Here is a 19,970-nt window from a genome sequence, read left to right as displayed (position 1 = left end):
GCCGACTAGAACACCGGCGTACCGTCCCGCGTGAGCTTCCAGTCCACCGACGAGAAGTCCTTCGGGTCCAGCACACCCTTCGCGGTCACCCACTCCGCGATCCGCGTCCGGATCTCCGTCGACTCCGACCACAGCTCGGTGGCGGAGGCCACGTACGGGAACGCGCCGCCGCCGTTCGCCCGGTAGTTGTTCACCGCGAACACGAACTGCTGGGCGTCGTCCAGCGCCGCCCCGCCGAACGTCAGGTTCTTGATCCGCGACCCCGCCGCCTGCGCGATGTCGATGTCGTACGACAGCCCCGAGACGTAGTCGTAGTTGTAGTCCGGCCGGTTGTTGGCGTTCGTCAGCTTGTCGACGTCCACGACCGTACCGGCGGCCGTCTGCACGAAGTACTCCGCCGAGTACTCCAGGTACGCCTTGACCTGCGCGCCCGTCAGCAGCTTCGCCACCAGTGTGTTGTCGTACACGTACAGGCTCGACAGATCCCGGATCGTCACATTGCCCGCCGGGATCTCCGACGTACGCGAGAACGGCGACGCCTGCGAGATCACCGGCAGCGACGCGTACGACGTCCCCGCCAGCGCCGCCTTGACGACGTCCTCCTGGACCTTGGTGATCAGATCGATGATCGGGGCGTCCTTGTACCGCGCCTCGACCGTCGTCAGCGTCTCCGTCGCCGAACCGACCACCTGGTTGACGTACTCCACGACCTTCGCGTGCTCGTCGGAGAGCAGCTTGGTGATCTTCGGGTCGTCGGCCACGGTGTTGGAGTTCAGCACCTTCGACGCCACGGACTCGACCGTCCACCGCCCCTTGTCGAACACCAGCTCGATGTCGAACACGGACAGCCGCTCCGCGTACGCCAGCGGCTCCGACAGGACGACCGTCTTCCCGGTCTTCTCGTTCGTCACCTTCAGCTCGGGAATCTCCACGTGCGCGTGCCCGACCAGCACCGCGTCGATGTCCGGCACCTGCTGCGCCACCAGCGCCGCCGAGTTCTCGACGTACGGCAGCTGGTCACCGTACGAGGACGTACCGGAGGACCCGGAGTGCGCCGAGACCACGACCACGTCCGCGCCCATCGCCTTCAGCCTCGGCACCCACTTGGCGGCCTGCTCCTCCAGCCCCGGGAACGCCAGCTTGCCCTGCACATAGGCCTTGTCCCAGATCGCGATACCGGGATTGGTGAGGCCGAGAATCGCGACCTTGACCGGCGGCGCGCCCTTCACGCAGAACGTCCTGATCGCGTACGGCTGGAAGGCCGGCTTCAGCGTCTTCGCGTCCACCGCGTTCGCGCCCAGCAGCGGGAACCGGAGCTGCGACTCGAACTTCCGCAGCGTCTCGATGCCGTAGTTGAACTCGTGGTTGCCCAGCGCCGCCGCGTCGTACCCGATCGCGTTCATCGCCTGCGCCATCGGGTGCACCGGACCGCCCTTGGCGGTGATCGGGTCCACCTTCGCGTAGTAGTACGTCAGCGGCGTGCCCTGGATCGTGTCGCCCGCGTCCAGCAGCAGCACGTTCTCCCGCCCCTTCTCGGCGCGGATCTGGTTCACCAGCGTCGAGATGCGCGCGAGGCCCTGGGCGTTGCCGGCCTTGTCCGTGTACTCCGCGTTCTTGAAGTAGTCCCAGTTGAAGACATGACCGTGCAGGTCCGTCGTCCCCAGCACGGTCAGGGCGTACCGCTTCGGCTGCCCGACGGGCTTCCCCGGCTTCTTCGCCTCCGCGGCCTGCGCCGCCGGAGCCGCAGCCGCCCCCGCGATCGCCACCCCGGCCCCGGTCACGGCGGACTTCTTCAGAAACTTCCGGCGGTTCAACGGCATGTCGCGAGCTCCTAGGGGAATGGTCAACAACGCGCGTAGACAAACGCGCGTAGATTCTGACCCGTCCATGACCGACGGCAACAGGTCCCGGAGGTTTCGATCTGGTGACCAGAGCGGTCAACTCCGGCCCGGCAAAAGGGAAAGGCGTGACATGGTGGGGCGTATGACCTCACCGCAGATTCCCCCGTACGGCACCCCCGACGCGCCCCTCCTCGCCGTACGCGGCGAGGCCGAACTGGAGACCGACCCCGACCTCGCCCGCATCACCGTCACCGTCACCGCACGGGGGCGCGACCGGCGCACCACCCTCGACGACCTCACCCGCCGCAACACCACGGTCGTCGAACTCGTCAAGTCCTACGGCGACGCCGTCGAGGACGTCTCCACGGGTGCCGTCTCCCTCACCCCCGAACTCGGACAACGCGGCCGCGGCGAACGCGTCCGCGCCTACCACGGCCGCGTCCACCTCACCGCCGAGCTGACCGACTTCACCGCCCTCGGCGAACTCACCACCCGCCTCGCCGACCAGGACCTCACCCGGGTCGACGGCCCCTGGTGGACCCTGCGCCCCGACTCGCCGGTCTACCGCCGCGCCCGCCGGCAGGCGGTCCAGGACGCCGTACAGCGGGCGAAGGAGTACGCGGAAGCGCTGGACACGACGATCGGCGCGCTGATCGAGCTGGCCGACACCGGGACCGGACCGGCGCCCGGCCGCCCGCAGGCCGGCTTCGGCCGCCGTATGCGCCGTATGTCGGCGGCGGCCGACGAAATGGAGTCCGCACCCGACCCCCTGAACCTCGAACCGGAGCGGATGCGAGTCCGGGCCGAGGTGACCGCGCAATTCACGATGGTGCCGCCGACCCTGTGAATTCATCCTTTCGGGGAATCCGGGCGCGCTATCGGTATGCTCATAAGAGCGGCACCCCGCACAATTCAACAGTTGTCAACTCCCCTTCACTAAACGGATGTTGGCCGGTCACGTCCCCCCAATTCGCTACCGCCCGGTAAGACATAGGCTCGAAACATGCGCCGAGCAAAAATCGTCTGCACCCTGGGCCCCGCCACCGACTCCTACGACCAGATCAAAGCCCTGGTCGACGCCGGAATGGACGTCGCCCGCCTCAACCTCAGCCACGGCTCCCACGCCGAACACGAGGAGCGCTACCACCGCGTCCGCAAGGCCTCCGACGAGACCGGCCGCAGCGTCGGCATCCTCGCCGATCTTCAAGGCCCGAAGATCCGCCTCGGCCACTTCGAGGAAGGACCGGTACTCCTCGAACGCGACGACACCTTCACGATCACCGTCGAGGACGGCGTCGCGGGCGACGGCAAGCGCTGCGGCACCACGTACGCCGGCCTCGCTCAGGACGTGACCCCGGGCGAACGGATCCTCGTCGACGACGGCAAGGTCTGCCTGGAGGTGATGGACGTCGTGGGCCACGAGGTCCACACCCGGGTGGTCGAAGGCGGCGTCATCTCCGACCACAAGGGTCTCAACCTCCCCGGCGTGGCGGTCTCGGTCCCCGCCCTCTCCAAGAAGGACGAGGAGGACCTGCGCTGGGCGCTCCGCACGGGCGCCGACGTGATCGCCCTCTCGTTCGTGAGGAGCGGCCGGGACATCCTCGACGTCCACCGCATCATGGACGAGGAGGGCCGCCGCCTCCCGGTCATCGCGAAGGTGGAGAAGCCGCAGGCGGTGGAGGCCATCGACGACATCGTCGCGGCCTTCGACGGGATCATGGTCGCCCGCGGTGACCTCGGCGTCGAGATGCCCCTGGAACAGGTCCCGATCGTCCAGAAGCGAGCGATCAAGCTGGCGAAGCGCAACGCCAAGCCGGTGATCGTCGCGACGCAGATGCTCGACTCGATGATCGAGAACTCGCGCCCCACCCGGGCTGAGGCCTCGGACGTGGCGAACGCGGTGATCGACGGCACGGACGCGGTGATGCTGTCCGGCGAGACCAGCGTGGGCAAATACGCCATCCAGACGGTCCGCACGATGGCGAAGATCGTCGAGGCGGCGGAGGAGGACATCCTCGCGAAGGGCCTCCCGCCCCTGACCGAACGCAACAAGCCCCGCACCCAGGGCGGCGCGGTCGCCCGGGCGGCGGCGGAGATCGGCGACTTCCTGGACGCCAGGCTCCTGGTCGCCTTCACCCAGACCGGCGACACGGCCCGCCGCCTCTCCCGCTACCGCTCCCCGATCCCCCTCCTGGCCTTCACCCCCGAACAGTCGACCCGCTCCCAGCTGAGCCTGACCTGGGGTTCGGAGACCTTCCTGGTCCCGCCGGTGGGCTCCACGGACGAGATGGTCGACCAGGTGGACGAGCTGCTGCTGAAGTACGGCCGCTGCGAGAAGGGCGACGTCATCGTCATCACGGCCGGCTCCCCGCCTGGGGTGTCGGGCGCGACGAACCTGGTCCGGGTCCACCATGTGGGGGAGGACGACAGCCCGAAGTAGGGGCCTGGGGGCCGGTCAGTGCTTGGGGCCTACGTGGGCGTCGAGGAGGGCGACGGAGGCTTTGCGGGCGACGGAGATGTTCTTGGCGTTCGCCTGTTTCCACTCGACGCCCACGTGGTCAACGGCTTCGGTGAAGAGCTGGTCGACCCTGGCTCGCTGCCAGGCTTCGAGTGCGATCCGACGCTCGTGTTCGATAGAGGCCGAGCAGGTAGGCATACGCGGGCTCGTCGAGGGGCCGACCATCACACCGAGGGCACTTCGGGTGTGGGCGCCCGGGACAGGTTCCACGTTTCGCCCGGTCCGCGCGCACCTCGGATCCATGAACAGCCATGCGCACACCGTGTGTCACTGATCGTGGGCTATGTGCAGCAAAAAGCGGAGGTTCACGAGAATGTGAGCCTCCGCTTTTCTGCAAATGTGCCCGGTGTGGGATTCGAACCCACATGCCCTAGGGCACGGTGGTTTGAGCACCGCGAGTCTGACCAGTTCCTCCAACCGGGCAGGTTGGTGAGCTGTCGGGAAGTGTACCGGGTCACCGCAGCTCGTTGCCTCTAGGTAGGCTGCATGAGCAGCAGCACCTGCCCGGCCCGCAACAAGGAGCCCCCGTGACCGCCCCCGAGTCGCCCCAGCCCGTAGACGTGCCCGATGACGACAAGTCGCACGTGCCTCCGCTGACGACCCGTGTCGTCATCGCCGAGGACGAGGCCCTGATCCGGCTCGATCTCAAAGAGATGCTGGAGGAGGAGGGCTACAGCGTCGTCGGTGAGGCCGGTGACGGTGAGCAGGCCATCGAGCTGGCCCGCGAGCACCAGCCCGACCTGGTCATCCTCGACGTGAAGATGCCCAAGATGGACGGCATCTCCGCCGCCGAGAAGATCGCGGAAGAGCGCATCGCGCCCGTGCTCATGCTCACCGCCTTCTCGCAGCGGGACCTGGTCGAGCGGGCCAGGGACGCGGGGGCCATGGCGTATCTCGTGAAGCCCTTCAGCAAGAGTGACGTCGTCCCGGCCATCGAGATGGCGGTCTCGCGGTTCAACGAGCTGAAGGAGCTGGAGAAGGAGGTCGCCGACCTCACGCTCCGCCTGGAGACCCGCAAGCTGGTCGACCGGGCGAAGTCGGTCCTCCAGACGGAGTACGGGCTGACCGAGCCCGCCGCGTTCCGCTGGATCCAGAAGACGTCCATGGACCGGCGGATGTCGATGCAGCAGGTCGCCGAGGCGGTCATCCAGGACGCCGCGGAGAAGAAGAGCAACAAGGGCTGACGTCGGCAAGCCCGGTACATACGACGAGGCCCGCGCCCGGAGAAGGGGCGCGGGCCTCGTCGTAGCCTCAGGACTTCAGGGCCTCAGTCCTCGCCGAGGTAGGCCTTGCGGACCGACTCGTCGTGCAGGAGGTCCTGGCCGGTGCCGGAGAGGACGATGTTGCCGACCTCCATGACGTGGCCGTGGTCGGCCAGGGACAGCGCCGCCTGGGCGTTCTGCTCGATGAGCAGGATCGTCATGCCCTGGGACTTCAGCTCGGCGATGGTGGCCATGATCTTCTGCATCATGATGGGGGACAGGCCCATGGAGGGCTCGTCCAGCATGAGCAGTTTCGGCTGGGACATCAGGGCGCGGCCCATGGCGAGCATCTGCTGCTCGCCGCCGGACAGGGTGCCCGCGGCCTGCTTGCGGCGCTCTCCCAGGATCGGGAAGAGGTCGTAGGCGCGCTGGATGTCCTTCTCGATGCCCGCCTTGTCGCTGCGGAGGAAGGCGCCGAGGCGGAGGTTGTCCTCGATCGTCATGCGGGGGAAGATGTGCCGCCCCTCGGGGGAGTGGGCGAGTCCCAGCGAGACGATGTCGTGGGCCGGGACCTTCTTCAGCGACTTGCCGTTGAACTTGATCTGGCCGCCGACCGGCTTCAGCAGACCCGACAGGGTGCGCAGGGTGGTGGTCTTGCCGGCGCCGTTGGTGCCGATGAGGGTGACGACCTCGCCGGCTTCGACCTTGAAGGAGATGCCCTTGACGGCTTCGATCTTGCCGTAGGCGACCCGGAGGTCCTCGACTTCGAGCAGTGCGGTCATCGGTCGTTCTCCTTGCCGGGCGCGGCGTCCGTCGGGGTCCCGGCCTGTGCTTCGGCGGCTTCGACCTCGGCCACTTCCTCGTCGCCGGGGGCGTTCTCGAAGGGTTCGCCGAGGTAGGCGGCGACGACGCGCTCGTCGCCCTGGACGGTGGCGCTGTCGCCCTCGACGAGCTTCTCGCCCTGGACCAGGACGGCCACGCGGTCGCAGAGGTTGAAGATGAAGCGCATGTCGTGCTCGATGACGAGGACGGCGATGCCCTTGTCGCGGATGGCGAAGACGAGTTCCTCGGTGGCCCGGGTTTCCTGGGGGTTCATGCCGGCGGTGGGCTCGTCCAGCAGGAGGAGTCCCGGCTCGCTGGCCAGCGCTCGCGCGATCTCGAGCTTGCGCTGCTCGCCGTAGGGGAGGTTGCGGGCGAGGTGTTCGGCCTTCTTCTCCAGTCCGACGAACTCCAGGAGTTCCATGGCGCGTTCGCGGGAGGTCGCCTCGGCCTTGTGGAAGCCGGGGCCGCGCAGGACGGCGGACCAGAAACCTTCCTTCGTCCGCGTGTGACGGCCGACCAGCACGTTCTCCAGGACGGTCATGTTGGCGAACAGGCGGATGTTCTGGAAGGTGCGGGCGATGCCGGCCGCGGTGACCTTGAAGGACTTGGGCGGCAGGACGTTGCCCTTGTAGCGGACCTCGCCCTCGGTGGGGATGTAGAGGCCGGTGAGGCAGTTGAAGAAGGTCGTCTTGCCGGCGCCGTTGGGGCCGATGAGGCCGACGATCTCGCCGCTGTTGACGGTGAGGTTGACGTCGCGGACGGCGGTGAGGCCGCCGAAGCGCATCGTGACGCCGCGTGCGTCGAGGACCGTCTCGCCGGTGGGGGCGACCGTGGTGGTGGTGTCGGTGGTCATGGTGGTCAGGCCCCTGCCTTCGTGAGGACGGTGGGCGCTTCCGCTTCCTCGTGGAACTCGAGCTGGCGGCGGCGGTTGGGGATCATGCCCTCCGGCCGGAAGCGCATCAGCAGGATGAGTGCGAGGCCGAAGGCGAAGAGCTGGTAGTCGCCCAGGAACTGGAGCTTGTTGGGGATGAGGAAGAGCAGGGAGGCGCCGATGAGGGGGCCGCCGATGGTGCCCATGCCGCCGAGGACGACCGCGGCGAGGAGGAAGGCGGAGTTGGGCGGGATGGCACCGGCGAACAGGTACTGCTCGGGCGTCACGGTGTAGGTGACGTGGGCCTGGACGGTGCCGGCGAGGCCGGCGAGGGAGGCGCCGACGGCGAAGGCGATGAGCTTGACGCGGAAGCCGTTGATGCCCATGGCGAGGGCGGCGGTCTCGTCCTCGCGGATGGCGACCCAGGCGCGGCCGATGCGGGAGTCACCGCTGCGCCGGAAGACCAGCACGACGATGGCGGTGATGATGAGCATCAGGAAGAAGTAGTTGGCGAAGCGGCCGATGTCGACGCCGAGGATGTTGTGGACGGCGCCGAAGTCGAACCCGAGGATGTCGAGGTTCGGGATCGAGGAGATGCCGTTGGATCCGTTGGTGATGTCGGGGCCGGAGGTGCCGTCGAGGTTGTTGGCGGTGATGCGGAAGATCTCACCGAAGCCGAGGGTCACGATGGCGAGGTAGTCGCCGCGCAGTCGCAGGGTCGGGGCGCCGATGAGGACGCCGAAGACCAGGGAGGCGGCGCAGCCGACGAGGGCGGCGGCCCAGAACGGGAAGTGCACGTCGAAGGGCGAGCTCGGGGAGCCGGAGACCATGGCGGCGGCGTAGGCGCCGACGCCGAGGAAGGCGACGTAACCGAGGTCGAGGAGGCCGGCGAGGCCGACGACGATGTTCAGGCCGAGGGCGACGGTGGCGAAGATGAGGATGTAGACGCCGAGGGTCGCGTACTGGTCGTCGGTCTGGGTGAAGGGGAACAGGGCCGCCGCGACGAACGCGCCGCAGATGGTGATGTTCTGGTGCCGGGCGGTGATCTGGCTGGCCTGGGCGACGAGGCCGGACTTGTTCAGGGCGGCGAAGCCGAGGCCGGCGGTGATCAGGAAGCCGATGAACAGCTCGTCGTACTCGGTGCCGATGCCGTAGGTGAAGACGGCGAGGGCGAGGGCGAGGACGGCGACGATGATCAGGATCTCGGCGTACGAGGGCAGGGCCGGGGCGGGGCGCGCGGTGCCGGTGGCGAAGGCGGCCTTGACGGTCTGCCACTGGTGGCCGAGCTTGTGCTTGGTGTGCTCCCACGAGGTGTCGTCGGGGTCGATCGGGTCGGGCTCGGGGTGCTCGAAGGGCAGGGCCAGGGCGCCGAGGAGGGTGGCGAGGCTGGCCACCGCGACGACGTAGCCGCCGGGTTCGAGGTTGACGACGCCGCCGAGGTTGACGCTGATCGCGATGACGGTGTACCAGGCGGTCGCGAAGGTGGCGAGCGCGGCGAACTTGATGGCGCCGTCGGCGCCGGCCGGGACGAGCCAGCCGAAGCCCTTGACGGAGTAGGAGGCCAGGGAGAACAGGGTGGTGAGGAGGCCGCCGATCAGGACGAGGACCTGGAGGCCGCCCGGGTAGCCGTAGACGGTGAGGTCGCCGGGGAAGTCGGCGGTCCAGGTCCAGGCGAGGAAGGTGGAGATGATGGTGAGGATCGCGCCGCCGGTGGCGAGGGCGCGGGCGGCGTTCTCCGGGATGCCGATGAGGCCGGCTCGTGCGGGCGTGGTGTCGCCGAACGCCTCGGGTGTGGTGGTCTGTGTCGTCATCGGTGTCACGCCCTGTCCGCGACGCGCTCGCCGAGCAGGCCCTGGGGCCGGAACAGCAGCACGAGGATGAGGAGTACGAAGGCCCAGACGTCGGCCCAGGACTGGCTGCCGAACTTGTCCATGCCGGGGATGTCGGCGATGTAGGCGGTGGCCAGGGTCTCGGCGATGCCGAGGACGACGCCGCCGATCATGGCGCCGTAGATGTTGCCGATACCGCCGAGGACGGCCGCGGTGAAGGCCTTGAGACCGAGGATGAAGCCCATGCGGAAGTCGATCTGGCCGTACTTGAGGCCGTAGGCGACGGCGCCGATGGCGGCGAAGGCGGCACCGAGGGCGAACGCGATCACGATGATGCGGTCGGTGTTGACGCCCATCAGCTTCGCGGTGTCGGGGTCCTGTGCGGTGGCCTGCATGCCGCGTCCGGTGCGGGTCTTCATGACGAAGTAGGCGAGGACGGCCATGCTGATCGGGGCGGCGATGAGCAGGAAGATGTCACCGGTCTGGATGGTGACGTCGCCGAGCTTGAAGGGGCCGCCCGGGATCTCGGGGAAGGTGCGGGCGGACTTGGCCTCGGGGTACCAGGCCCAGACGGCCTGCTGAAGGGCGAGCGAGAGGCCGATGGCGGTGATGAGCGGCGCGAGGCGTGGTGCGTTGCGGAGGGGACGGTAGGCGAACCGTTCCGCTCCCACGGCGACGGTGACGGAGACCAGGACCGCGCCCACCAGCATCAGCGGCAGGGCGATGGCCATGGAGGTGCCGTCGGGCAGAATGTATGCGTAGACCGTGAGAGCGCCGAACGCTCCGGTCATGAAGATCTCGCCGTGGGCGAAGTTGATGAGCTGGACAATGCCATAGACCATTGTGTAGCCGATGGCGACCAGGCCGTACATGGATCCCAGTAGCAGGCCGTTGACCAGCTGCTGCGGCAGTTCGTTCACCGCATGTCCTCCGAGACGGTTCGGATGTTTCGACGGGTGGGGCCGGATGTGAGTCCGCGCGGGGCGCCTGTGGAACAGCGCCCCGCGCGGCTCAAGGAGTGGTGCGGGTGGGTCAGCCGGAGTAGGTACCGGACTTGACGGCCTTCCAGGCACCGTTCTCGACGGCGTAGACGGTGAGCTGCTTGTTGGTGGCGTCACCGAACTCGTCGAAGGAGACCTTGCCGGTCACACCGTCGAAGGAGACGTTCTGGGTGGCGGCGGTGATCTTCGCGCGGGCGTCGTCGGGAAGCTTGCCGCCGTTGTCGTCGACGACCTTCTTGACGGCCTCGATGATGGACCAGGCGGAGTCGTAGGCGTAGCCGCCGTAGGCGCCGTAGGCCTCCTTGTAGCCGGCGGCCTTGTAGTTGGCCACGAACTCCTTGGCGGAGTCCAGTTCCTCGACCGGGGCGCCGACGGAGGTGGCGAGGTCACCGGTGGCGGTGGCGCCGGCCAGCTTGATGAAGTCGTCGGCGTAGATGCCGTCGCCGCCGATGAGCGGGATCTTGGCGCCGGCGGCCTTGATCTGCTTGCTGAGCGGGCCGGCCTGCGGGTACTCACCGCCGTAGTAGACGGCCTCGGCGCCGGAGTTCTTGACCTTGGTGGCGACCGCGGAGAAGTCCTTGGAGTCGGGGTTGATGTGCTCGGTGCCGACGACGGTGCCGCCGAGCTTCTTGAACTCCTCGGTGAAGGTGCCCGCGAGGCCGGCGCCGTAGGTCTTCTTGTCGTCGATGACGAAGACCTTCTTCTTCTTGGCGTCGTTGAAGACGTACTGCGCGGCGAACGGGCCCTGGATGGCGTCCGTGGTCGCGGTGCGGAAGTACGACGTGTAGGGGCGCTTCTTGGTGGTCGCCCAGTCGGTGCCCTGGGTGAGCGCCGGGTTGGTGTTGGCCGGGGAGACCTCGACCAGCTTGGCGTCGTCGAAGACCTTCTGCATCGACTCGGCGACGGAGGAGTTCAGCGGGCCGACCACACCGAGGACGGTCTTGTCGGCGACGAGGGCGGTGGCGTTCTGCTGGCCCGCGGAGGGCTGCGCCTGGTCGTCCTTGGCGACGATCTTGAAGGTGACGCCGTCGACGGTCTTCTGCTTGTTGGCCGTCTTGGCGGCGAGGTCGACGGAGTTCTTGATGCCGAGGCCCAGCGCGGACAGGTCGCCGGTGAGCGGGGCGTCGACGCCGATGGTGACGGTGGTGCCGCCGCTGTCGGAGCCCTTGTCGCCGCCGCTGTCGCGCGAACCGCAGGCGGTGAGGGTGAGTGCTCCGGCGGACAGCGCGGCGGTGATGGCGATGAGCGAACGTTGACGCACGTTCCAGTCCTTTCCCTGGGCGGCCCTCCCCCCTGGAAGAGGCCGAGTCGAGCGCTGAGGCCGAAGGGGTATTCCAGCCGCGCGGTGACTGGGCGTGACTCTAAGCGGGTGGAGGGAACGGGGAGGAGGGTCTGAAGCAGGCTGTGACTCTCTTGTTATGACACGAGGTAATGCAGAGCGGTACTTGGCGGGTGGAACAGCGAATTTCAGGCCGATTCGCCCTGTCCGCATGTTGAGAACGTGCAGGATGAACCCCGGTGTGTTCAGGAGTCTCGGACGTTTTGGTGATTACGTCGAATCGTTGCTACAGGCGACTTGTAGGGCCCGGGAGAGGTCGTGCGCATAGCGGGGCCCCAGGATGAAACTCTGCACTTGTATTGCACGCTTATTACGCAGAGTTACGTCGATGAAAGGCAGCCCGGCATTCTCCGGTACTTTCCCGCATTCCGCCACATGCATGGTGACCACGATCTTGCGGGCGGACCCCGCCTTCGTACGGAACGGGGCCCGGGGCGCCGAGGTCAGGGAGACGCCGGCGTACGGCTGGGACACCCGGGTCACCGTGACCGGCGGGCCGGAATCCACGCTCAGCAACACCTCGAAGGCGAGGGTGTGCGGACGGGTGCCGGGTGGCACGGTGTGTTCGCCGACATAGGTGACATCGACGACCTGGGCGGGGAACGGCGGTTCGGGGATGGCCGGTTCCCGCTCCTGGGGCCGGGTCACGTAGAGAAGGGCGCAGGCGGCGAGGAGACCGACGGTGGTGAGGGCGGCCAGGGCGGCCCTGCGGTGGTCCGAGAGGAGGCGGCGCAGACGGGCCGGGGGAGTGCGCGGGGGAGCGGGGGTGCCGGCCGGGGGTTCCGCCGGGTGCGTGTCCCACGCGTGCGTGCCCTCGCCGGGCTCGATCGGGCCGACGCCGCTCACCGCCACGCACCTTCGCCCGGGCCGCCGGAGCGGTACCGGTCGACGCAGCCCGCGCGGGCCTCGCGGTCGATCAACGCGTCGGCGGCCTCGGCCCCTTGGCGCTTCCTCTCGGCCCGTGCCGCGTCCACGACGCTCCGCAGGATGTCGTACTGGCCGTTGGAGAGCCCCATCGACTGGTAGTCGCCGTAGGTGTGGCTGTCCAGTACCTCGCGAGACCAGTGGGCGACCACGCGCGTGCACAGCTCCTCGGGCGAGATGGTGGAGGGGGAGGCGGAGTGGGAGACGGAGGGAGAGGCGGCGGGGGCCTGGCTTCGGGCAGCGTCACCGCAGGCGGCTGCCGAGAGCGAGGCGAGCAGCACCCAGGCCGCCGCCCGCCCCGCCGGCCCTGCCGCCGCCCGCGCTCCGCGCGCGCCTCCCGTGGTCATGCCCCGACGCTAGGGCGCCGGGGCACCGGGGGGCAACGGGCCTTGCGGCGCGTCGCGTTGGGGGCCGTCGCCCGCCGTGGGGTCGTCAGCCCGCCGTGGGGGCGTCCCGCAGCAGACAGGTCAGCCGGGCGGTGCACACCCGGCGCCCCTCCTCGTCGCTGATCACGATCTCGTACGTCGCCGTGGACCGCCCCTGGTGCACGGGCGTGGCCACGCCGGTGACCAGGCCGGAGCGGACGCCCCGGTGATGGGTGCAGTTCAGGTCGACCCCGACGGCGATCTTGGAGCTGCCGCCGTGCAGCATCGACCCGACCGAGCCGAGGGTCTCGGCCAGCACCGCGGAGGCGCCGCCGTGCAGCAGGCCGTACGGCTGGGTGTTGCCCTCCACCGGCATGGTGCCGACGACCCGGTCCGCGGAGGCCTCGACGATCTCCACGCCCATGCGGGATCCGAGGTGTCCGGCCGAGAACAGGGCCACGATGTCGATGCCGAGCGCGGCGTACTCCTCGATGACCTCCGGTGGGAACTTCACGTGCTGCTGTTCGCCCATGGGGCCGGGCTCCGTTCGTCGATCCGGGTCCAGTCACTGAGCAAACGCTCAGTCGGTCGACGATTGTTCCAGACGCACCACGACGGACTTGCTGGCCGGGGTGTTGCTCGTGTCGGCGGTGGCGTCCAGCGGCACCAGCACGTTCGTCTCCGGGTAGTAGGCGGCCGCGCAGCCCCGGGTGGTCGGGTACAGCACGACCCGGAAACCGGGCGCCCGCCGCTCCACGCCGTCCTCCCACTCGCCGACCAGATCCACGTACGAGCCGTCCGCGATCCCGAACGCGCGCGCGTCCTCGGCGTTGACCAGGACGACCCGGCGGCCGTTCCTGATCCCCCGGTAGCGGTCGTCGAGGCCGTAGATCGTGGTGTTGTACTGGTCGTGCGAGCGCAGCGTCTGCAGCAGCAGCCGGCCCTCGGGCAGCCTCGGGTACTCGACCGGCGCGGCGGTGAAGTTCGCCTTGCCGGTGGCGGTCGGGAAGCGGCGCTCGTCGCGCGGGGCGTGCGGGAGGGTGAAGCCTCCCGGGTGGGCTACGCGCGCGTTGAAGTCCTCGAAGCCGGGGACCACGCGGGCTATCCGGTCACGGATCGTCGCGTAGTCCTTCTCGAACTCCTCCCAGGGCACCTTGCTGTCCGCGCCGAGCACCCGGCGGGCCAGCCGGCTGACGATGGCCGGTTCGGACAGCAGCTGGTCGCTCGCGGGGGCCAGCCGGCCGCGCGAGGCGTGCACCATGCCCATGGAGTCCTCGACCGTCACGAACTGCTCGCCACCGGCCTGGAGATCGCGCTCGGTGCGCCCGAGCGTCGGCAGGATCAGCGCCCGCGCGCCCGTGACGACGTGCGAGCGGTTCAGCTTGGTCGACACGTGCACGGTCAGCCGGGCGCGCCGCATGGCCGCCTCGGTGACCTCGGTGTCGGGGGAGGCGGCGACGAAGTTGCCGCCCATGGCGAAGAACAGCTTCGCCTCGCCGTCGCGCAGGGCGCGGATGGCGCGCACCACGTCGAAGCCGTGCCCGCGCGGGGGCGCGAAGCCGAACTCCTTCTCCAGGGCGTCCAGGAAGGCCGGGGCCGGCCGTTCGAAGATGCCCATGGTGCGGTCGCCCTGCACGTTGGAGTGGCCGCGCACCGGGCACACGCCCGCGCCGGGGCGGCCGATGTTGCCGCGCAGCAGGAGGAAGTTGACCACCTCGCGGATGGTCGGCACGGAGTGCTTGTGCTGGGTGAGGCCCATGGCCCAGCAGACGATGGTGCGCTTCGAGGCGAGCACCATGCGCAGGGTCTCCTCGATCTCCGCGCGCGTGAGGCCGGTCGCGGTGAGCGTCTCGTCCCAGTCGGCGGCGCGGGCGGCCTCGGCGAACTCCTCGAAGCCATGGGTGTGCTCGGCGATGAACGCCTCGTCGAGCGCGCCCTGCGTCTCCAGCACCAGCTTGTTCAGCAGCCGGAACAGGGCCTGGTCGCCGCCGATGCGGATCTGGAGGAACAGGTCGGTGAGGGCGGCGCCCCGGAGCATGCCCTGCGGGGTCTGCGGGTTCTTGAACCGCTCCAGGCCCGCCTCGGGCAGCGGGTTGACGCTGATGATCCGCGCGCCGCCGGCCTTGGCCTTCTCCAGGGCGGAGAGCATCCGCGGGTGGTTGGTGCCCGGGTTCTGGCCGGCGACGATGATCAGGTCGGCCCGGTACAGGTCCTCCAGCAGGACGCTGCCCTTGCCGATGCCGATGGTCTCCGACAGGGCCGAGCCGGAGGACTCGTGGCACATGTTGGAGCAGTCCGGCAGGTTGTTCGTGCCGAGCTCGCGCGCGAAGAGCTGGTAGAGGAACGCGGCCTCGTTGCTGGTGCGGCCCGAGGTGTAGAAGACGGCCTCGTCGGGGGAGGCGAGCGCGGCCGTCTCCTCGGCGATGATGCCGAAGGCGCGCTCCCAGGTGACCGGCTCGTAGTGCGTGCCGCCCTCGGGGAGGTACATGGGGTGGGTGAGCCGCCCCTGCTGGCCGAGCCAGTAGCCGCTGCGCGTGGCGAGGTCGGCGACGGGGTGGGCGGCGAAGAACTCCGGGGTGACCCGACGCAGGGTCGCCTCCTCCGCGACGGCCTTCGCGCCGTTCTCGCAGAACTCGGCGGCGTGCCGGTGCTCCGGCTCGGGCCAGGCGCAGCCGGGGCAGTCGAAGCCGTTCTTCTGGTTGACCCGCAGCAGCGTCAACGCGGTGCGCCTGACGCCCATCTGCTGCTGGGCGATCCGCAGGGAGTGTCCGACGGCCGGCAGGCCCGCCGCCGCGTGCTTCGGCTCGGCGACCTCCGGCACGTCCTGGACCGGATCAGCCTCGGGCGGCTTCGTTGCCATCGCACCCTCCCCTTCGTCCTGCGGTGTGCGCCGGTGCCGTGTGCGACACGCTCGCGAATCCTCGCACGGGGCACGGACGGTCGAGGCGGCCGGGCGGGCGAGGACTGGACCCATGGTTGCGTATGGAGCAATGGTTGCGGAAGGGGCAACACCCTCGGGTGGGCGTGACCACGCGGTCACGGCGCGTCGGAGTCCGCGGACCGCGGGCGGAGCCGAGTGTCGGTGGGGCGTGGCAGGATCGGGGGCGTGGCAGAGACAGCATCGAAGAAGACCGAGACCCCCGACGCCGGGAGCCGCCCGCGCCTGATGCTCATGGACGGGCACTCGCTGGCCTACCGCGCGTTCTTCGCGCTGCCCGCGGAGAACTTCACCACCGCGACCGGCCAGCCGACGAACGCGATCTACGGCTTCGCGTCGATGCTGGCCAACACCCTGCGTGACGAGGCGCCCACGCACTTCGCCGTCGCCTTCGACGTCTCCCGCAAGACCTGGCGCTCGGAGGAGTTCACCGAGTACAAGGCGAACCGCTCGAAGACCCCGGACGAGTTCAAGGGCCAGGTCGAGCTGATCGGCGAGCTGCTCGACGCGATGCACGTCTCACGGTTCGCGGTCGACGGCTTCGAGGCCGACGACGTCATCGCCACGCTCGCCACCCAGGCCGAGGCCGAGGGCTTCGAGGTGCTGATCGTCACCGGCGACCGCGACTCCTTCCAGCTCGTCACCGAGCACACGACCGTGCTGTACCCGACGAAGGGCGTCTCGGAGCTGACCCGGTTCACCCCGGAGAAGGTCGTCGAGAAGTACGGGCTGACGCCCGCCCAGTACCCCGACTTCGCGGCGCTGCGCGGCGACCCGTCCGACAACCTCCCGGGCATCCCCGGCGTCGGCGAGAAGACGGCCGCGAAGTGGATCAACCAGTTCGGCTCGTTCGCGGATCTCGTCGAGCGCGTCGAGGAGGTCAAGGGCAAGGCCGGGCAGAACCTCCGCGACCACCTGGAGGCGGTCAAGCTCAACCGCCGCCTCACCGAGATGGTCCGCACCGTCGAACTGCCGAAGACGGTCACCGACCTGGAGCGCGCCCCGTACGACCGCACGGCCGTCGCGATGGTCCTGGACACCCTGGAGATCAGGAACCCCTCCCTGCGCGAGCGGCTCCTCGCCGTCGACCCGGGCGGCGCCGAGGCCGAGACCACCCCGGTGGTCACCGCCGGCGTGGAACTCGACGGCACCGTGCTGGGCACCGGCGAGCTGGCCGGCTGGCTCGCCGGCCACGCCGAGCAGCCCCTCGGCGTCGCCACCGTCGACACCTGGGCGCTCGGCACCGGCTCGGTCGCCGAGATCGCGCTGGCCGGCGCCGACGGCCCCGCCGCCTGGTTCGACCCCTCCCAGCTCGACGAGGCCGACGAGACGGCGTGGGCGGCCTGGCTGGCCGACGGGGACCGCCCCAAGGTCCTGCACAACGTCAAGGGCGCCATGCGGGTGTTCGCCGAGCACGGCTGGTCCGTCGCCGGCGTCCGCATGGACACCGCCCTCGCCGCCTACCTGGTCAAGCCGGGCCGCCGCTCCTTCGACCTGGACGCGCTCTCCCTGGAGTACCTGGGCCGCGAACTGGCCCCCGCCGCCGCGGCCGACGGCCAGCTCGCCTTCGGCGCGGACGACGGCGCCGAGGCCGAGGCCCTCATGGTGCAGGCCCGCGCGATCCTCGACCTCGGCGAGGCCTTCCGCGACAAGCTCGAGGAGGTCGGCGCGGCCGAGCTGCTCCAGGACATGGAGCTGCCCACCTCCACCCTCCTCGCCCGCATGGAGCGGCACGGCATCGCCGCCGACCGCGCCCATCTCGAGGCCATGGAGCAGATGTTCGCCGGCGCCGTCCAGCAGGCCGTGAAGGAGGCGCACGCGGCGGCCGGGCACGAGTTCAACCTGGGCTCGCCCAAGCAGCTCCAGGAGGTCCTCTTCGGCGAGCTGGCCCTGCCCAGGACCAAGAAGACCAAGACCGGTTACACCACCGACGCCGACGCCCTGGCCTGGCTCGCCGGCCAGACGGACAACGAACTGCCCGTCATCATGCTCCGCCACCGCGAGCAGGCGAAGCTCCGCGTCACCGTCGAGGGCCTGATCAAGACGATCGCCGCCGACGGCCGGATCCACACCACGTTCAACCAGACGGTCGCCGCGACCGGCCGCCTGTCCTCCACGGACCCCAACCTCCAGAACATCCCGGTCCGCACGGACGAGGGCCGGGCGATCCGCCGCGGCTTCGTCGTCGGCGAGGGCTTCGAGTCCCTGATGACCGCCGACTACAGCCAGATCGAACTGCGCGTGATGGCCCACCTCTCCGAGGACGAGGGCCTCATCCGGGCGTTCACCTCCGGCGAGGACCTGCACACCACGGCCGCCTCCCAGGTCTTCGCCGTCGAACCGGGCGCGGTGGACGCGGAGATGCGCCGCAAGATCAAGGCCATGTCGTACGGCCTGGCCTACGGTCTGTCCGCGTTCGGCCTGTCCCAGCAGCTGAACATCGAGGCGGGCGAGGCCCGCGCCCTGATGGACGCCTACTTCGAGCGCTTCGGCGGCGTCCGCGACTATCTGCGCCGCGCCGTCGACGAGGCCCGGGCGACCGGCTACACGGCGACCCTCTTCGGCCGCCGCCGCTACCTCCCCGACCTCAACAGCGACAACCGCCAGCGCCGCGAGGCGGCCGAACGCATGGCCCTCAACGCACCCATCCAGGGCACCGCGGCCGACATCGTCAAGATCGCCATGCTCAAGGTGGACGGAGCCCTGCGCGCGGCGGACCTCACCTCCCGCATGCTGCTCCAGGTCCACGACGAAATCGTCCTGGAGATCGCCCCCGGCGAGCGCGCGGCCGTGGAGGAGATCGTCCGCCGCGAGATGACGGGCGCCGTCCACCTCAGGGCCCCGCTGGACGTCTCCGTGGGCGCGGGCTCCGACTGGGAGTCGGCGGCGCACTAGGGTCCCCGGGCCCTGCCGGTCTCGGCAGGGCCCGCTTCCCCCGAAGGGCCCTCACCCACCTGGCCCCCGAGAACACGCCCCTCACCGACTCCGCCCGCCACGATGCCGCCATGGGTATACGTACGCACCACCGCCGGACGGCCCTCTCCCGGGGCACGGCGACCGCAGACACGCAGGGTGACCACGACCCGACTCCGCCCCGGCGCCGGCTCCCCGCCCTCGCGCCCGGTGCCTCCACCGCCCGCGTCCCCGGCACCCCGGGCGGCACCGGCGCCACCCTGCGCCTCCGGGCCGAGCAGGCCCGCGCCCACCTCACCCTCGCCCTGGCCACCCTCGGCCGTCCGCACAGACGAAAGCCGGCCCGCCGTATCACCGTCTTCGTCGCGACGCCGCCGTCCCTCAGCGCACGTCCTGACGGCTCCGCCCCACGCTGACCTCCCCGGGCCGCCCGCCCGCCGCACCCCCGGCGACCGGACGCCACACGCGCACCCCGACGGCGTACAGCAGCAGCCCCAGCACCAGGCCCGCGCCCGCCCCGAAGCAGACCGTCGGGACCAGCTCCCACGGTTTCGCGGCGCGCGGCTCCCCGTAGGTCCACCACCGCGACACCCGCTGCACGGCCCCCGCCAGCCCGCACCCGCCGATCACCGCCGCCGCCGTCCACCGGTCCCGCGCGGACAGCGCCGGCACCCCGACCGGCCCGCCCGCCGGCGCCCGGCGCAGCGCGTGCACGACGAACACGGCGATCACGACGGCGGCCACGGCCGAACCGCCGTACTGGAGATACCAGTACAGCGGCGAACCGGCCACCGTCTCGCCCAGCACCGGGAACAGCCGCATGCCCCAGCGGTCCAGATGCGTGAACGCGTCCCACACCACATGCGTCGACGCGCCGAGCACCGCGGAGACGTACCACCACGCCACGGTGGCCGCCCGCACCCGCGCGCGTGGCGCACCACAACGGGTCAGCGCGGCCGTCCGCGCCTGCCGCGACGGCGGCAGCAGCGCCACCAGCGGCTCACGCAGCAGCAGCCACAGCCCCACCAGCGCCCAGGCGATGACCACGTCGACGGTGAACACACCGGGGAAGGAGTGCGTGACGTCGCCGAACTCCATCGCCCCGGACAGGACACTTGCCGCGTAGTAGGTCAGGTCGGGCGCGAACGACCCCGCCACGAGAACGGCCGGGACCAGCCGTCCGCGGCCGGTCCCGTCGGCGCGTACCCCGGGCAGCACCGCCGCCGCGTGGCTCAGAGTGAACGGCAACGCGGCTCCCGGGGGCGGAGGGTGGAGGTCTCGACCGGCACGGTGACGGAAGACGTCCAGTATGCGGCGGTGGTTCCCGGACGAACGGAACCCGGCCAACCGGTGAAATGGACGTGCGAACGGGTGCCGGTGCAAAAGAAGTTGTCGTAGGGTCGCTGG

At 69.9% G+C, this 19,970-nt stretch carries 17 protein-coding genes and 1 tRNA gene; 5 read left to right on the top strand and 13 right to left on the bottom strand.

Features of this window, described 5'->3' with window-relative positions; all coding sequences use genetic code 11:
* Positions 1 to 5: 5 nt before the first annotated feature.
* Positions 6 to 1,820: a bifunctional metallophosphatase/5'-nucleotidase gene (locus tag AQJ64_RS05730; protein WP_055635596.1), complete on the bottom strand. Its 1,815-nt coding sequence runs from the start codon at positions 1,818 to 1,820 to the stop codon at positions 6 to 8.
* A gap of 163 nt (positions 1,821 to 1,983) precedes the next feature.
* Between AQJ64_RS05730 and AQJ64_RS05725 the strand changes: the two genes are divergently transcribed.
* Both AQJ64_RS05725 and pyk read left to right on the top strand, forming a co-directional pair.
* Positions 1,984 to 2,688, top strand: coding sequence for an SIMPL domain-containing protein (locus AQJ64_RS05725; protein ID WP_055635597.1), 705 nt, complete (start codon positions 1,984 to 1,986; stop codon positions 2,686 to 2,688).
* A 156-nt stretch (positions 2,689 to 2,844) separates the two neighbouring features.
* On the top strand, positions 2,845 to 4,281 hold the full coding sequence (gene pyk, locus AQJ64_RS05720; protein ID WP_055635598.1) for a pyruvate kinase: 1,437 nt from the start codon (positions 2,845 to 2,847) through the stop codon (positions 4,279 to 4,281).
* Between the two features lie 15 nt (positions 4,282 to 4,296).
* Here pyk and AQJ64_RS45340 read toward each other — a convergent pair whose 3' ends face one another.
* The gene (locus AQJ64_RS45340) at positions 4,297 to 4,497 is read right to left on the bottom strand and encodes a hypothetical protein (RefSeq protein ID WP_055635599.1); all 201 of its coding nucleotides are present in this window, start codon (positions 4,495 to 4,497) and stop codon (positions 4,297 to 4,299) included.
* A 202-nt stretch (positions 4,498 to 4,699) separates the two neighbouring features.
* A tRNA-Leu gene (locus tag AQJ64_RS05710) sits at positions 4,700 to 4,782 on the bottom strand.
* A gap of 104 nt (positions 4,783 to 4,886) precedes the next feature.
* Between AQJ64_RS05710 and AQJ64_RS05705 the strand changes: the two genes are divergently transcribed.
* Positions 4,887 to 5,543: an ANTAR domain-containing response regulator gene (locus AQJ64_RS05705; RefSeq protein ID WP_055635600.1), complete on the top strand. Its 657-nt coding sequence runs from the start codon at positions 4,887 to 4,889 to the stop codon at positions 5,541 to 5,543.
* Positions 5,544 to 5,626: 83 nt separating this feature from the next.
* Here AQJ64_RS05705 and AQJ64_RS05700 read toward each other — a convergent pair whose 3' ends face one another.
* The 9 genes from AQJ64_RS05700 to AQJ64_RS05660 form a co-directional block, all read right to left on the bottom strand.
* On the bottom strand, positions 5,627 to 6,343 hold the full coding sequence (locus AQJ64_RS05700) for an ABC transporter ATP-binding protein (RefSeq protein WP_055635601.1): 717 nt from the start codon (positions 6,341 to 6,343) through the stop codon (positions 5,627 to 5,629).
* The gene (locus tag AQJ64_RS05695) at positions 6,340 to 7,236 is read right to left on the bottom strand and encodes an ABC transporter ATP-binding protein (RefSeq protein WP_055635602.1); all 897 of its coding nucleotides are present in this window, start codon (positions 7,234 to 7,236) and stop codon (positions 6,340 to 6,342) included. Before AQJ64_RS05695 ends, AQJ64_RS05700 begins: the two co-directional genes overlap by 4 nt.
* A 5-nt stretch (positions 7,237 to 7,241) precedes the next feature.
* Positions 7,242 to 9,065, bottom strand: coding sequence for a branched-chain amino acid ABC transporter permease (locus AQJ64_RS05690; RefSeq protein ID WP_055635603.1), 1,824 nt, complete (start codon positions 9,063 to 9,065; stop codon positions 7,242 to 7,244).
* Positions 9,066 to 9,070: 5 nt separating this feature from the next.
* Positions 9,071 to 10,003, bottom strand: coding sequence for a branched-chain amino acid ABC transporter permease (locus AQJ64_RS05685; RefSeq protein WP_055635604.1), 933 nt, complete (start codon positions 10,001 to 10,003; stop codon positions 9,071 to 9,073).
* Positions 10,004 to 10,115: 112 nt separating this feature from the next.
* Positions 10,116 to 11,345: a branched-chain amino acid ABC transporter substrate-binding protein gene (locus AQJ64_RS05680; RefSeq protein ID WP_055635605.1), complete on the bottom strand. Its 1,230-nt coding sequence runs from the start codon at positions 11,343 to 11,345 to the stop codon at positions 10,116 to 10,118.
* Between the two features lie 288 nt (positions 11,346 to 11,633).
* Positions 11,634 to 12,269 (bottom strand): hypothetical protein, encoded by a 636-nt coding sequence (locus tag AQJ64_RS05675; protein ID WP_059202522.1) that lies wholly within the window; start codon positions 12,267 to 12,269, stop codon positions 11,634 to 11,636.
* Positions 12,266 to 12,694: a hypothetical protein gene (locus AQJ64_RS05670; protein ID WP_107120594.1), complete on the bottom strand. Its 429-nt coding sequence runs from the start codon at positions 12,692 to 12,694 to the stop codon at positions 12,266 to 12,268. The genes AQJ64_RS05675 and AQJ64_RS05670 overlap by 4 nt, the downstream gene beginning before the upstream one ends.
* Positions 12,695 to 12,779: 85 nt before the next feature.
* Positions 12,780 to 13,244, bottom strand: coding sequence for a PaaI family thioesterase (locus tag AQJ64_RS05665; protein WP_055638767.1), 465 nt, complete (start codon positions 13,242 to 13,244; stop codon positions 12,780 to 12,782).
* A 48-nt stretch (positions 13,245 to 13,292) separates the two neighbouring features.
* Positions 13,293 to 15,572, bottom strand: coding sequence for an FdhF/YdeP family oxidoreductase (locus AQJ64_RS05660; RefSeq protein WP_055638766.1), 2,280 nt, complete (start codon positions 15,570 to 15,572; stop codon positions 13,293 to 13,295).
* A 246-nt stretch (positions 15,573 to 15,818) separates the two neighbouring features.
* Between AQJ64_RS05660 and polA the strand changes: the two genes are divergently transcribed.
* Together polA and AQJ64_RS05650 are read left to right on the top strand one after the other, a co-directional pair.
* Complete coding sequence (gene polA / locus AQJ64_RS05655; protein ID WP_055638765.1) at positions 15,819 to 18,545, top strand: DNA polymerase I; 2,727 nt, start codon at positions 15,819 to 15,821, stop codon at positions 18,543 to 18,545.
* A 110-nt stretch (positions 18,546 to 18,655) separates the two neighbouring features.
* Positions 18,656 to 18,979, top strand: a complete 324-nt coding sequence (locus AQJ64_RS05650) for a hypothetical protein (protein ID WP_055638764.1) — start codon at positions 18,656 to 18,658, stop codon at positions 18,977 to 18,979.
* Here the strand turns inward: AQJ64_RS05650 and AQJ64_RS05645 are convergent.
* Entirely contained in the window at positions 18,945 to 19,811 is an 867-nt protein-coding gene (locus AQJ64_RS05645; RefSeq protein WP_055638763.1) for a DUF4184 family protein, read from the bottom strand. The two genes, AQJ64_RS05650 and AQJ64_RS05645, sit on opposite strands and share 35 nt — an antisense overlap.
* Between the last annotated feature and the right edge of the window lie 159 nt (positions 19,812 to 19,970).

Origin of the sequence: Streptomyces griseoruber, from assembly GCF_001514205.1 — a bacterium.
GTDB lineage: Bacteria > Actinomycetota > Actinomycetes > Streptomycetales > Streptomycetaceae > Streptomyces > Streptomyces griseoruber.
Note: the sequence above shows the minus strand (reverse complement) of the source record. Positions and strands in the feature narration are given on the sequence as shown.

Bases quoted from the DNA above. Each gene is read 5' to 3' on its own strand.
- AQJ64_RS05695 (WP_055635602.1), bottom strand. From the start codon at position 7,236: ATGACCACCGACACCACCACCACGGTCGCCCCCACCGGCGAGACGGTC.
- AQJ64_RS05665 (WP_055638767.1), bottom strand. From the start codon at position 13,244: ATGGGCGAACAGCAGCACGTGAAGTTCCCACCGGAGGTCATCGAGGAG.
- AQJ64_RS05670 (WP_107120594.1), bottom strand. From the start codon at position 12,694: ATGACCACGGGAGGCGCGCGCGGAGCGCGGGCGGCGGCAGGGCCGGCG.
- pyk (WP_055635598.1), top strand. From the start codon at position 2,845: ATGCGCCGAGCAAAAATCGTCTGCACCCTGGGCCCCGCCACCGACTCC.
- AQJ64_RS05690 (WP_055635603.1), bottom strand. From the start codon at position 9,065: ATGACGACACAGACCACCACACCCGAGGCGTTCGGCGACACCACGCCC.
- AQJ64_RS05660 (WP_055638766.1), bottom strand. From the start codon at position 15,572: ATGGCAACGAAGCCGCCCGAGGCTGATCCGGTCCAGGACGTGCCGGAG.
- AQJ64_RS05725 (WP_055635597.1), top strand. From the start codon at position 1,984: ATGACCTCACCGCAGATTCCCCCGTACGGCACCCCCGACGCGCCCCTC.
- AQJ64_RS05650 (WP_055638764.1), top strand. From the start codon at position 18,656: ATGGGTATACGTACGCACCACCGCCGGACGGCCCTCTCCCGGGGCACG.
- AQJ64_RS05730 (WP_055635596.1), bottom strand. From the start codon at position 1,820: ATGCCGTTGAACCGCCGGAAGTTTCTGAAGAAGTCCGCCGTGACCGGG.
- AQJ64_RS45340 (WP_055635599.1), bottom strand. From the start codon at position 4,497: ATGCCTACCTGCTCGGCCTCTATCGAACACGAGCGTCGGATCGCACTC.
- AQJ64_RS05700 (WP_055635601.1), bottom strand. From the start codon at position 6,343: ATGACCGCACTGCTCGAAGTCGAGGACCTCCGGGTCGCCTACGGCAAG.